Source organism: Bacillus sp. 03113, assembly GCF_006546985.1.
In the GTDB taxonomy this organism is placed as follows: domain Bacteria; phylum Bacillota; class Bacilli; order Bacillales; family Cytobacillaceae; genus VATK01.
On sequence record NZ_ML637008.1, the window covers coordinates 245,884 to 259,906 of the forward strand.

General features: G+C 36.1%; 9 protein-coding genes. All 9 read left to right on the plus strand.

Features of this window, described 5'->3' with window-relative positions; all coding sequences use genetic code 11:
* Nucleotides 1–32: 32 nt before the first annotated feature.
* The 9 genes from FDO66_RS01075 (at nucleotide 33) to FDO66_RS01115 (ending at nucleotide 14,012) form a co-directional block, all read left to right on the plus strand.
* The gene (locus tag FDO66_RS01075; protein ID WP_141430547.1) at nucleotides 33–1,658 is read left to right on the plus strand and encodes an ABC transporter substrate-binding protein; all 1,626 of its coding nucleotides are present in this window, start codon (nucleotides 33–35) and stop codon (nucleotides 1,656–1,658) included.
* 116 nt (nucleotides 1,659–1,774) lie between these two features.
* A complete protein-coding gene (locus tag FDO66_RS01080) occupies nucleotides 1,775–3,400 on the plus strand; it encodes an ABC transporter substrate-binding protein (RefSeq protein ID WP_141430548.1) in 1,626 nt (541 codons plus the stop codon).
* A gap of 353 nt (nucleotides 3,401–3,753) precedes the next feature.
* On the plus strand, nucleotides 3,754–6,159 hold the full coding sequence (locus tag FDO66_RS01085; protein ID WP_258535523.1) for an immune inhibitor A: 2,406 nt from the start codon (nucleotides 3,754–3,756) through the stop codon (nucleotides 6,157–6,159).
* Between the two features lie 541 nt (nucleotides 6,160–6,700).
* Nucleotides 6,701–7,909: a DEAD/DEAH box helicase gene (locus tag FDO66_RS01090; protein WP_141430549.1), complete on the plus strand. Its 1,209-nt coding sequence runs from the start codon at nucleotides 6,701–6,703 to the stop codon at nucleotides 7,907–7,909.
* A 33-nt stretch (nucleotides 7,910–7,942) separates the two neighbouring features.
* The gene (locus FDO66_RS01095) at nucleotides 7,943–8,773 is read left to right on the plus strand and encodes a PRD domain-containing protein (RefSeq protein ID WP_141430550.1); all 831 of its coding nucleotides are present in this window, start codon (nucleotides 7,943–7,945) and stop codon (nucleotides 8,771–8,773) included.
* Nucleotides 8,774–9,038: 265 nt separating this feature from the next.
* Entirely contained in the window at nucleotides 9,039–10,412 is a 1,374-nt protein-coding gene (locus FDO66_RS01100) for a sucrose-specific PTS transporter subunit IIBC (protein ID WP_141430551.1), read from the plus strand.
* Between the two features lie 298 nt (nucleotides 10,413–10,710).
* Nucleotides 10,711–11,658 carry an aminoimidazole riboside kinase gene (locus tag FDO66_RS01105; RefSeq protein ID WP_141430552.1) on the plus strand — a complete coding sequence of 316 codons (948 nt, stop codon included), beginning with the start codon at nucleotides 10,711–10,713 and terminating at the stop codon, nucleotides 11,656–11,658.
* 9 nt (nucleotides 11,659–11,667) lie between these two features.
* Nucleotides 11,668–13,101 carry a glycoside hydrolase family 32 protein gene (locus tag FDO66_RS01110; protein WP_141430553.1) on the plus strand — a complete coding sequence of 478 codons (1,434 nt, stop codon included), beginning with the start codon at nucleotides 11,668–11,670 and terminating at the stop codon, nucleotides 13,099–13,101.
* Nucleotides 13,102–13,256: 155 nt separating this feature from the next.
* Entirely contained in the window at nucleotides 13,257–14,012 is a 756-nt protein-coding gene (locus FDO66_RS01115) for a DeoR/GlpR family DNA-binding transcription regulator (RefSeq protein ID WP_141430554.1), read from the plus strand.
* Nucleotides 14,013–14,023 lie beyond the last annotated feature (11 nt).

Genomic DNA, 14,023 nt, shown 5'->3' on the forward strand with positions numbered 1-14,023 from the left:
AAAGATATCAAAAGATAATAGGGGGAAAAAGGATGAGTTCATTCAAGAAAGTCTTTAGCTTAGTAGCCATTCTATCATTATTGCTACTAGCAGCATGTTCAGGTGAATCAAAATCGACTAGTTCTGAAGGAAATAAAAAAGCTAGCGGTGGATCAATGTTTATTGGATTAGTAAATCCTCCGGTAAGTTTTAACACGATTAACTCTAATGATATCGCAGCACAGTTCCTTGAAATGTTTATGTTTGATACGTTTTTAGATATGGACAAACCTTTAAGCTTTACACCAAAGCTTGCGGAATCCTTTGATACGAAAGATAATCAGACCTATACAATCAAGATTCAAAAAGACGCGAAATGGTCAGATGGCACTCCTGTAACTTCCAAAGACGTTGCCTTTACGATGAATTTAGTAGCAAATCCTAAAACAGAGACGAGTATTGGAACTTATTTTACTGTTATTGATGGTTTAACTGAAAATGGTAAACTACCTGATGGTGTAACAGAAATTCCATCTGTAAAAATCATTGATGACAAAACAATTGAATTTAAAACAAAAAAACCAGTTGATCCCAATATGATTAAAGAACAAATAGGTTCTAAGTTTATGATTCTGCCAGAGCATGTACTAAAGGATGTAGCTCCACAGGATTTGCAAAAGAATCCATTTATGCAAAACCCAACTGTAACAAATGGTCCATTCAAATTTGTACAATATAAAAAGGATCAATATGTAGAGTATGCAAGAAATGATGATTATTATTTAGGAAAGCCAGAGCTTGATAAATTATTTGTAAAGATTATGCCAGCTCCAAATTTAGTAGCTCAGTTGCAAACAGGTGAGATTCAAATGAATGCAGCGGGTGGAATTGGTAAAATTGTTGTACAAGACTATAAGACAGTAGAAGGATTCAAAAACGTAAAGACAAAAACAGAACCGAATATTGGCTATCAAACGATGATGTTTAATACCCAAACCATAAAGGATGCAAAGGTTCGACAAGCAATTGCCTATGCAATTAACCGTAAATCAATTCTTGATAAGCTATTATTAGGAAAAGGCGAGGTTGTTGATGGGCCTTATACTTCCGTTAGCCCATATTTAGATAAAGACCTTGAAACGTACAAATATGATCCTGAAAAAGCAAAACAATTATTGAAAGAGGCTGGATGGGACTTTAATAAACCGATTCGATTTGTCGTTCCACTAGGAAATAAAGTACGTGAACAATCTGCGGATATTATTGCTGAAAATCTAAAAGCGGTTGGATTGAAAATTGAAACAGCTACCTATGATTTCCCAACGATTATGTCAAAAGGGAAAGCAGGAGACTTTGATTTATTATTAATTGGATGGAAAAATACAGTTGATCCTGATGTGACAAGTATATATGGCAAGGGTGCACCTACTAACTTTATGAAATATGATAGTCCTAAATCTGAAGAGTTATTATTAGCGGGTAAAACAGAAGCTGATGCTGATAAGAGGAAAGAAATTTATTCTGATCTTCAAAAACTATGGAATGAAGATATGCCTGTTCTGACTCTATACTCAGATTATGATTTTGAAGTAGTATCTAAAGATGTAAAATTCGGTGAGCCTAAAGTATTCGGTTTCCATAAAGATTTACAAAAATGGTCTATAGGTGGAGCAGAATAATTCAAGACTTACTAAGTAATGAGAAAAGCTGCAAAATTACTTGCAGCTTTTCTTCAACTAATTTTTATTCAGCATTAATGTATAAAAGTTTCACTTAATAAATAAGGGGGACCAGGATGAATTCATTAAAAAGAGCAGTCAGTCTTATAGCTATTCTATCTTTATTTCTATTAGCCGCTTGTTCAGGTGGATCAAAATCAACTACCTCAGAAGACAGTGGCAGTAAAAAGGGCGGGACTGTATTTATCGGGTTGGTGAACGCCCCAGTAAGTTTTAATACGATTAACTCCTCTGACATAGCAGCACAGTTCCTCGAAAAGTTTATGTTTGAAACGTTTTTAGACATGGACAAACCACTTAGTTTTACTCCAAGACTTGCAGAGTCTTTTGACACAACAGATAATCAAACCTTTACTATTAAGCTGCAAAAGGATGCGAAATGGTCCGATGGTACTCCTGTAACTGCAAAGGATATTGCTTTTACCATGAACTTGGTAGCAAATCCTAAAACAGAAACAAGTGTTGGAGCTTACATAACCGTCCTTGATGGTTTGACTCCAAATGGAAAGCTTCCTGAAGGGGTTGCTGAAATTCCTTCTATAAAAGTAATTGATGATAAAACATTCGAATTTAAAACGAAAAAACCAGTTGATCCAAATATGATTAAAGAACAGCTTGGTACTAAATTTATGATTTTGCCAGAGCATGTGTTAAAGAATGTAGCCCCTGAAAATTTACAAAAAGATCCATTCATGCAAAATCCAACAGTAACAAACGGTCCTTTCAAATTTGTGCAATACAAAAAGGATCAATATGTGGAATATGCTAGAAATGATCAATATTATTTAGGGAAACCAATCCTTGACAAAGTTTATGTTAAAATTATGCCAGCTCCAAACCTAGTAGCTCAGCTGCAAACGGGTGAAATTCATATGAATGCTGCGGGTGGTATCGGTAAAATCGTAGTCCAAGATTATAAAACTGTTGAAGGATATAAAGATGTAACAACAAAAACTGAACCAAATATTGGGTATCAAACGATAATGTTTAATAATCAAACAGTCAAAGATCCAAAGGTTCGTCAAGCGATCGCATATGCAATTAATCGAAAAGCCATTCTTGATAAGCTTTTACTTGGGAAAGGTGAAATCGTCGATGGACCTTATACGTCTGTAAGTCCATATTTAGATAAAGAAATGGATTCCTTCACATACGATCCAGAAAAAGCGAAGCAAATGTTGCAGGATGCAGGGTTTGACTTTAATAAGCCAATAAGATTTGTCGTTCCGCTTGGAAATAAAGTGCGTGAACAATCTGCAGATATTATTGCTGAAAATTTAAAGGCAATTGGTTTGAAATTAGAAACAGCTACTTTCGATTTCCCAACTATCATGTCAAAAGCGAGAGCTGGAGATTATGATTTATTATTAATTGGATTATCAAACACGATTGATCCTGATGTTTCCTATCTTTATTCTAAAGATGGATCATCGAACTATATGAAATATAACAATCCAAAGGTAGATGAATTACTAGCAGCAGGTAAGTCGGAGGCTGATTCTAAAAAGAGAAAAGAAATTTACGCTGACTTGCAAAGAATTTGGAATGAGGATATGCCAGTCTTTACGTTATATTCTGACTACGACTTTGCTGCCGTTTCAAAAGAAGTAAAATTTGGTGGTCCTAAAGTATTCGGATTCCATAAAGATTTACAAAAATGGTCTCTGGTTGGAGCTGAATAATAAAGAAGGCTTAAAGGGTACAGGAAAAAATTCTGTATCCTTTTTATATTTAAGAAGTTTCTCCGTTATATCAAAATAATTAAATAGAAACTAAGATTTATTTAATACAATTTTCATAAAAAAGACTATAAAAAGGAATAATCTACAAAATATTTGTAATTAAATCCTTTTTTTTATCCTGAATTAGGCTCTGTTTTTGTCAGTTAATAGGTTGAAAGTAGGATCATTGCAAAATTATTTCCCGGTAAATAAGCAGATTTTGGTATTTTCTGACTATTAAAACTATTTTACTATTTTGTTAACATAATAGTGATAGAAAGTATAAGTCTATTATTTGGATGGGGGCATGAGTTTTGAAACAGAAGAAGAAACTATTTTTACGAGCTTTTATTAGCTCAGCAGTAAGTTTTTCATTTATCTTCACATTAACTCCTGAAGCGGCAAATGGGATTGTTTCAAAACCTAAACCTGTGTTGGCTGCTAAAGAATCAGCACCTATTGATTTAAACATTATTGATGAAGAAAGATTAGGGAAGGCGCTTCAAAAACGGGGGATGATTTCGCCGAATGCTTCTGAAAAGGTCGTTGAGCAAAAGGTACAAGCGTACATAAAGAAGAAGCAAGGAAGCAAAGATGTTAAACCAATAGTGTCGACAGAGCCAACAGAACCAACAGAACCAACTAACTTTGATAAAAAGACAAAAGATTTTCTAACGAAGGAAAAGAAGAAACTAACAAAACAATTAGAAAAAGGTCACGAACGATTAAAAAAAGGTAAGTCAAATGGATTTATTAAAGTTCCTTCTGCAAGGCAAGCTAATTATTCTGGTTCCGTTCGAACAGATAAAGTACTTGTTTTACTAACTGAATTCGAGGATTTAAAACATAATAACGTTACGCAAGAAGAAGGCTATATGTATGCTGATGATTTTAGCCGCGAGCATTATCAAAAATTAATGTTTGGGGATGAAAAATTTAAACTGTTTAATGGTGATGAGGTAGAAACATTTAAACAATATTATGAAGAGCAATCTGGAGGGAGCTATACGGTCGACGGCTACGTTTCGGATTGGCTTACCGTACCTGGCAGTGCGAAGGAGTATGGAGATGATAGCCCCGCTGGAGGAAATGATAATTTAGCTCCTTTAGGACCTCGTGATTTAGTGAAAAGAGCATTGGATGCTGCTGCACAATCAGGGATTAATCTATCAGATTATGATCAGTACGATTTATATGATTTAGATGGAGATGGAGATTCGAATGAACCGGATGGATTGGTTGATCATTTAATGATTATTCATGCTGGCACTGGACAAGAGGCAGGTGGCGGTGTACTTGGAGATAACGCCATTTGGTCACATCGTTGGGTATTGAATGGTCCTTATCCCGTTCCCAATACGACAGCAGCAGTTGATTATTGGGGAGGGAGTATGGCGGCCTATGATTATACAATTCAACCAGAGGATGGAGCTGTTGGAGTTTTTGCTCATGAATATGGTCATGATTTAGGTTTGCCGGATGAATATGATACCATCTATTCTGGTCAAGGTGAGCCAGTCGCTTCTTGGTCTATTATGAGTGGAGGCAGTTGGAATGGAAAAATCGCTGGGACTGAGCCAACAAGCTTTTCACCGCAAAATAAAGAATTCTTCCAATCTAATATGGGAGGAAACTGGGCGAACATTAAGGAAGTACAATATGAAGATATTGATCAATTAGGTGTAGCATCGATCATTGATCAAAGTGTAACGAAATCAAAAAATCCAGGGATTGTGAAGGTGAATTTGCCTGATAAGCCTGTAAAAGGAATTGAGCCAGGATTCGGTAGTCAATATTATTACAGTACAAAGGGCGATGATTTGTATACGACATTAACAACTCCTGAATTTGATTTAACGCAAGCAACAAATGCTGCATTCACTTATAAGGGATGGTATGACATTGAATATGATTATGATTTCCTTACAGTCAAAGCGATAACAAGTGATGGTCAGGAAACAGTTTTAGATGTGATTGGGGATGAAGATACAGATGGTGATGCCCGTGCAGAATCCTCAAAAGGGCAATGGGTGGATAAATCATATGATCTTAGTCCATTTAGTGGTAAAAAAGTAAAGATCGTTTTTGAATATCTAACAGATGGTGGATTGGCGTTAGATGGATTCGCGATGGATGAGATCAAGGCTACTGCAGATGGTCAGGTTATTTTTACAGATGATGCTGAAGGTCAACCGAAAATGCAATTAGGTGGATTTAAGGTATCTAACGGATATAGTTTAGCTAAGAACTATTATTATTTAGAGTGGCGTAATTACGCAGGAGCTGACAAATCATTAGCTGAATCTAGAGGGGTGAAATACAATACAGGTCTTGTCATATGGTATGGGGATGAAAGCTACACGGACAATTGGGTTGGTATCCATCCAGGCTATGGCTTCCTTGGTGTAGTAGACTCTCATGCTCAAGCGATTATCGGGAAATTAGATGGACAAGACACGACTTTCCAAAGCACAAGATATCAAGTGGCAGATGCAGCCTTTTCTTTCGATAAAACTCCGAAGTGGTATGTAAATACAAGCTATCGTGGAGAATATATTTACAAAGGATTGAAGGGGGTTCGTAAATTTGATGATTCGCAAACCTATATTAATACACAAATCCCTGATGCTGGAAGAGTTGTTCCTCAACTAGGATTGAAAATCGAAGTAATAGGGGAGGCTAACGATAATTCAGCCGGTGCTGTATGGATTCATAAATAAGAAAATAGAATAATAATAGCGCGAAAAAGCAATGAGTCACTTTTAGATTCATTGCTTTTCTTATAATGTAGGAAAGATAAATTTTTTGAAGTTAAACGGATGTCTAGCTCCGACGTACAGGACGTGGCGCTTTTAATCGGCCAGCGCCTATCGACTATCGACTATCGTACTTCAGGCCTTTTCCCTACGATAAGTCAACATCGATTCGCCATTCGGCTCATCGTGTATCCTTTATCACGTTTTAACGGGCAGTAAGATATTACATGAAAAATGGATAGTAGATAAAAAACTGCCTATAAAAACCTGATTGGTTCAACTAACTATCAGGGGAAAAGAACATCCCCTGATAGAAGGCTCGCCTTATCTCAGTCAAAGACCCTTCAGTCCGTACGTCGATGACCAAGGCGCTTGCGCTTTTCTAATAAAATGTGGACATCTTAAGTTGTTTAAGCTAGTATCGTAAGAAAATACACATCAATATGACAAAACATCAAATACGATCATACTGTAATTAGCATATCTATTATTTAAGGAGCATTTTATGACTAATCATTCATTTACGATAAACAGCCTTAAGCCTTTTCTTCAGAAGGCGTGGAAAAGTGCGGAATTTAAGCAGCCAACGGCTGTTCAGTTAACAGCAATCCCTGTTGCATTAGAAGGAAGAGATGTAATCGCAGAATCACCGACTGGAACAGGGAAAACGCTTGCTTATTTATTGCCGTTATTAGAGAAAGTGGACCCAGAAGCAAAATCAATCCAGGCAGTGGTGCTTGCTTCTTCACAAGAGCTTGTTATGCAAATAGTAGAAGTAATTCAAAAATGGTCTATAGAGAGCGGAATTCGGGCAGCATCCTTTATTGGCGGAGCGAATGTTAAACGTCAGCTAGAAAAATTAAAAAAGCATCCACACATTGTCGTAGGAACACCTGGAAGAATGTTAGAATTAATCAAACAGAAAAAAATTAAAATGCATGAAGTAAAGAACGTTGTTCTTGATGAAGGGGATCAGTTACTTGTTCCAGAGCATTTTGATACCGTTAAAGGCATTGTAAAATCAACATTAAGTGATCGTCAGGTTGTTTTATTCTCAGCTACATTAAATGAATATACTTTAAATTTAGCAAAAGAGTTAACAAACAACCCAGAAATCATTAAAATTCAAAAAGATGTAACAATAAAAGCAGCAAAAGTAAACCATTATTATTTTATGGCGGAACAAAGAGAAAAAATAAAAATCCTTGAAAAGATTTCGAGATTAAATCCGATAAAAGGTCTTGTCTTTGTAAAAGACATAGGGAATTTAACGGTTCTTTCAGAAAAACTAGCCTTTAATGGAATTGAAGCGAGCATTCTCCATAGTGATTTAAATAAGATGGAACGTCAAAAGGCATTAAGAAACTTTCGAGGTGGTCAATCCAATCTATTAATAGCAACCGATGTTGCAGCACGTGGCTTAGATATTGAGGGAATTAGTCATGTCGTTCACTTAGATTTTCCAAAGGAAATTAAACAATATATCCATCGTTCAGGAAGAACAGGAAGATTCGGTGCTAGTGGAACAGTTATTTCTATTGTGACAGAACGGGAGGAAAGAGATTTAAAAAAGTTCTGCCGTGAAATGAACATCATCCCTGAAAAAATGACTTTTCATTATGGTAGAATGGTGGAAGCAAAGACAAAGAGCGTTGAGAAAGAAAAGCAGAAAGCCAAAACGATCAATTCTCAAAAACATCGTAGTAAAAAATGAAATATTTACTTCCATTAAGGAGAGAAAGAAACATTGAGGATTTATAAAATCTTAAACAATAATGCTGTCGTTGTTAAAGAAGGTGAACAAGAAAAAATTGTAATGGGATACGGTGTTGCCTTCCAAAAAAGAAAAAATGATATCATTAATAATGCGAAAATCGAAAAAATTTTCACGATGAATGAGGGCAATAAGAAATTTCAACAGCTATTAGAGACGCTTCCACTTGAGCATATTGAGTTAGCGGAGGATATTATTAGCTATGCTGAGGGGGTGCTGGAGGCTCCCCTTAATAATCACATTCATATCTCTTTAACTGATCATTTATCATTTGCGATTGAGAGAGTAGAGCAAGGCTACCACTTAACGAATAAACTATTAAGTGAAATTAAATTTTTATATCAAAAAGAGTTTGATATTGGTATTTGGGCAATAGACCTGATTAAACAGCGATTAAACATTGACCTGTCTGAAGATGAAGCTGGCCATATTGCTCTTCACATTCACACTGCTAAAATGAATTCAGAGAATCTGGAAAGCACGCTACGTTTAACTACAATGATTAGTGAGCTGATTGATCTTATTCAAAATGAGATGAACATACATATCGATGAGAGCAGCATGTCCTACCAGCGCTTATTAACCCATTTACGTTTTGCTCTATCAAGATTAGAAAACAAGGATACTTTTCACTCATTAGATGAAGAAATGCTATCATTAATAAAGAAAAAATATAATCAAGCCTATATCGTTGCAGAAAAAATTGGTGAATATTTGCAACTGGAATATCAATTAACATTACCAGAAGCTGAAAAAGGATATATTACGCTTCATATTCAAAGAGTTTCTGAAAGATTGGATTAATTCTTTTCGATTTGTTGGTTGACGAAACGCTTTCATTTAGGTAGAATGAAAGCGTTGAACAAATAATATATGCAGGCTTGTAACTGTTTTCAGGCAAGACCTAAAATGTGTGAAAAGGGAAACTCTTTTCTTTTGGAAAAGCCATTTCTCTACTCATTTTAGGTCTTTTTTGTTTGTAGGAAAAAACTTCTAATTGAAATTATATATTATTCATCAATTATGAAGAAAATAGAAAGAGTAGTCATATGAAAGAGGGGTATAAAAAATGAATTATCATGAAGTTGCGAAACAATTAATTCCTCTTATTGGAGGAAAAGAAAACCTCATTAGTGCAACACATTGTGCGACTCGTCTTCGCCTTGTTTTAAAAGAGGATGAAAAGGCGGATAAAGCTGCTATTGAGAATTTAGATGGAGTAAAGGGAGCATTTGCAACCTCCGGACAATTTCAAATCATTTTCGGAACAGGTATTGTAAACAAAGTGTATGAGCAATTCGCTGCTGAAACTGGCGGAGCTGTAAGTGAAACTCAAGATCACCAAGAAGCTGTAAAGAAAAAGATGAATCCACTTGCAAGATTTGCAAAAACCTTGTCTAATATATTTGTACCTATTATTCCTGCCATCGTTGCAAGCGGTTTACTAATGGGCTTGCTTGGAATGATGAAAACATTTAAATGGGTTCCAGATGATCATGCCCTTATTATTTTTCTTGATATGTTTTCAAGTGCAGCATTTATTATTTTACCTATTTTAATTGGTTATTCAGCAGCGAAGGAATTTGGAGGCACTCCTTATTTAGGAGCAGTAATTGGGGGAATCATGACCCATCCGCTTCTACTTAATCCATGGGGATTAGCAAATGCGAAGCCAGATGTTGTAAACTTTTTCGGATTAAATGTTGATATGATCGGTTACCAAGGGACAGTAGTACCGGTATTATTGGCGATCTATGTTATGAGTAAAATTGAGCGCGGTCTTCGTAAAATTGTTCCAAGTGCGATTGATTTATTAGTAACACCATTTGTTACTGTTATTGCAACAGGATTAGTCACATTACTTGCAATCGGACCTTTAGGTACTCTTGTTGGAGATGGCATTACTACTGCGTTAAACTTTATTTATAATCATGGTGGAGCAGTTGCAGGTCTTATTTTTGGCGGCTTGTATTCTAGTATCGTAATAACTGGGGTGCAGCATAGCTTTCATGCGATTGAAGCAAACCTGCTAGCTGATGTTGGAGTTAATTACTTGTTGCCGATTTGGTCTATGGCGAACATAGCACAGGCTGGAGCTGGACTTGCCGTATTTTTTAAAACAAAGAATAAGAAAACAAAAGAGATTGCACTGCCGGCTACTATTTCAGCTCTTTTAGGAATTACAGAACCAATTATTTTTGGAGTGAATTTAAAATATCGTAAGCCATTTATTGCAGCAGCAGTTGGTGGTGCATTAGGTGGAGCTTATGTTGTTTTCATGAATGTTGTAACGAATGCATACGGCTTAACTGGAATTCCAATGCTTGCAATTGTTGCGCCGCTAGGTACAGCAAATATTATTAACTATATAGTAGGGATTGCTATTGCGATGGTAGGTGCTTTCGTAGCTACTTGGATAATAGGGTTTAAAGAACAAGAATAAGAAGTTGATAAAAAAGGGTGATTTAATTAAATGCTAGGTATCTTTCTTAAAGGATAAGAAAGCAGTTTTCGGAACTCCGACCGGTGTCTAGCTCCAGCGCCTAGCCGCTCGGATCATAAGCCACAATACTCCAGAAATCAGGATTTCCTGCGTATTGCGTCTTATGTCTTTCGCGGCTGTTCAAGGCGCTTGCGCTTTTGTTCTTCATATTCGATGAATATTTTCTTATACCGTTACTTTAAGATACCAGTATTTAGATATCACCCTTTTTCTGTCAAAAACACTGAGGAGGAGCAACATGAAAAAAGGGATTATTTCTTTAGGAGAAGCACTGATTGATTTTATTCCATTGGACGAAACGAATTTAACATATCAAAAAAGTCCAGGTGGTGCACCAGCCAATGTAGCTGTTGGAATTGCTCGTTTAGATTTGCCGTCTTATTTCGTTGGAAAAGTAGGGGATGATGTATTAGGTCGATTTTTACAAGAAACCCTATCTGACTATGGTGTAAATACTTCTTCTATGCCTTTATCAACAGAAGCTAGAACGGGTGCTGTATTTGTTACACTTGGTCAAAATGGAGAAAGAAGCTTTGATTTTTACATTCAACCAAGCGCAGATACTTTTTTATCTGAAGAGGACATAAATGAAGAGATTTTTAAAACAGCGAAAATTCTTCACTTTGGATCCATTTCTCTAATAAATGAGCCATCAAAAGCTGCAACTTTAAAAGCTATTAAGCTTGCAAAAGAAAATGGCGTTCTTGTTTCTTACGATCCAAATCTTCGTTTGAATTTATGGGAGAGTGAAGAAAAAGCAAGGGAAACTATACTTTCCCTATTTAGTGAAGTAGATATAATAAAGATCTCTGATGATGAGTTAGCTTTCTTAACGGGTGAGAAAGAAATAGAAAAAGGACTTGAGAAAATCGCTTCCTATCAAATTCCATTCTTAGCATTAACACTCGGTTCAGAAGGAAGCTATTTAATTTCAAGCGAAAGCACTGCAAAGGTTTCTGCCATGAAGGTCCAAGCAATTGATACAACAGGTGCTGGCGATGCGTATGTTTCTGGATTGCTTTATTGTATTCATGAATTGGAAGGCAGCTTAGCTTCTGTAAGCAAAGAAGATGCTGAGAAAATTGGAAGGTTTGCAAGTGTGTCTGGAGCACTTGCCGCTTCAACAAAAGGTGCTATGACAGCATTACCTACTTTAAGTGAAGTGAAAGCGATCCTAAACAACTAGGAGGACAAGATGGATAATCTAATCGTATTAGCTGAAAAAGAAGTAGAGCAGCATAAGAATTTAGTAGAAAGTGATATCTATCGTCTAAAGTATCATTTAATGCCTCCTGTTGGTTTGTTAAATGATCCGAACGGTTTTATTCAATGGAGAGGAAAGTACTATCTGTTTTATCAATGGAATCCATTTAAAACAGGTCATGGTGCTAAGTTTTGGGGATTATATACTTCAACGAATTTAGTTGATTGGCAGGATCAAGGCATTGCTTTAGCCCCAACAGATTGGTTTGATAAAAATGGCTGCTACTCAGGCAGTGCGGTAGAAGATGAGAATGGAGTATTGACTCTTTTTTATACAGGAAATGTTAAGGATGAGCAAAACAATCGTTCATCCTATCAATGTAAAGCTATTTCAACAGACGGAATAACTTTTACGAAGCAAGGTGTTGCCGTTGAGCTTCCAAAGGGATATACCCCTCATTTTCGAGATCCAAAGGTTTGGAAGCATGAAAATACTTGGTATATGATTATTGGTGCACAGGCGGAGGATCAGACAGGAAAAGCGGTTTTATTTAAATCAGACGATTTAAATGAATGGCAGCATCTTGGAATCATTGCAGGAGATCATGTTGGAAATCTAGGTGATTTCGGTTACATGTGGGAATGCCCGGATTTATTTGAGCTCCAAGGCAAGGATGTGTTAATTGTTTCTCCTCAAGGGTTAGAGCCAGAAGGAATTCTGTATCATAATAAATATCAATCAGGCTATTTTATTGGTCAATTGAATTATGAGCAAGTAACCTTTGAACATGGAGAATTTGTTGAATTAGATCGCGGCTTTGAATTTTATGCTCCGCAAACAACCGTTGACGAAAAGGGCAGAAGATTAATGGTTGGCTGGATGGGAGTACCTGAACAAGGTGAAGATCAGCAGCCTACAGTTGAGCATAAATGGGTTCATACTTTAACGCTGCCAAGAGAATTAAAATTCGTTAATGAGAAGCTATACCAAGTACCTGTTGACGAGCTTCAATTACTTAGAAAAGAAGAAGTACATCATCAATCAGTTTTCATTGAAAATGAGGAAAAACAGCTTGAAGGTGTTTCTGGAGATGTATTAGAGCTTTATGCGCAAATAAAAGAATTAGAAGGTCAGTTTGAGATTACGATTCGTGATTATGCACGCATTCATTTTGATAAAGAAGCAAAGCTATTTACACTTGAACGTCCAAGCTTTGAAAATGGTGAACGTGAGGTACGACAATGCGTGATCGATCAGCTAGATGAGCTTACGATTTATCTAGATACCTCCTCCATTGAAATCTTTATTAACAATGGGCAAGAAGTATTCTCATCACGTATTTTCCCAAGCAAAGAAAATAAGCAAATCGTTTTTAACAGTCCAGACAAAGCATTGTTCGATGTTAAAAAATGGAATCTAAATTAATAAAAAAGGCATCTTTTTACGAGAAGGATCTCGAAAAGGGTGTCTTTTTTCTGTACTTGTACGTAATATTGTTTTAATTAAGTGAATTATCGAAATAAATACTTGTAAATGATGATTAAATGACTTATAATTACTTATATAGAAGGGGGCTTTACATGTTTCAAGAGGAACGTCTTTTAAAAATTCTCGAATATTTAAATGAAAGACAAAGCATGTCTGTTAATGAAATTTGTGAACGTTTTCAAGTTTCAAGAGATACGGCACGCAGAGATATTGTCAAGCTAGTTGACCAAGGGGCTGCGATACGTACACATGGAGGAATCTCTCTTCCTGCTTTAACAGAGAAAATTTTAGCGTATCGCGAACGTGTACAATCTTATTCTGATGCTAAAATGAGCATTGGGAAAAAAGCTTCGTCCTTTTTACAAGAAAATCAATTGTATTATTTTGATGTTTCAACAACCGTTTCATGTTTAACTGAGCATGTTGATAAAAAAATAAATATTTTTACGCATTCACTTGATATTGCCGAAGCACTTTCAAATCGATCTGATACAGATGTCTTTTTAATTGGAGGGAGCTTAAATCGGAAAAATCGATTTTTCTTTGACATGGAGAATGTAAAGAAGCTAGATCAAGTACATTTTGATTGTGCCTTTTTTGGAGCAGCGGCAGTTATGGAGGATGGAATTTATTTTGAGGATAAAGAGGATGCTTATACAAAAAGCGTAGTAGTAAGGAATGCCTCAAAAATAGTGATTCTAGCGGATGGGCAGAAATTCAAGAAGGTTAGCCATTTTAAGGCGATTGAGTGGAAAGAGATTGATGTTATTATTACGAATGAGACCCCGCCAGAATTATTTTTGGACATCATGAAAAAGTATCAAATCCAGCTGATAATCGTTGAATAAATGGATTGAAA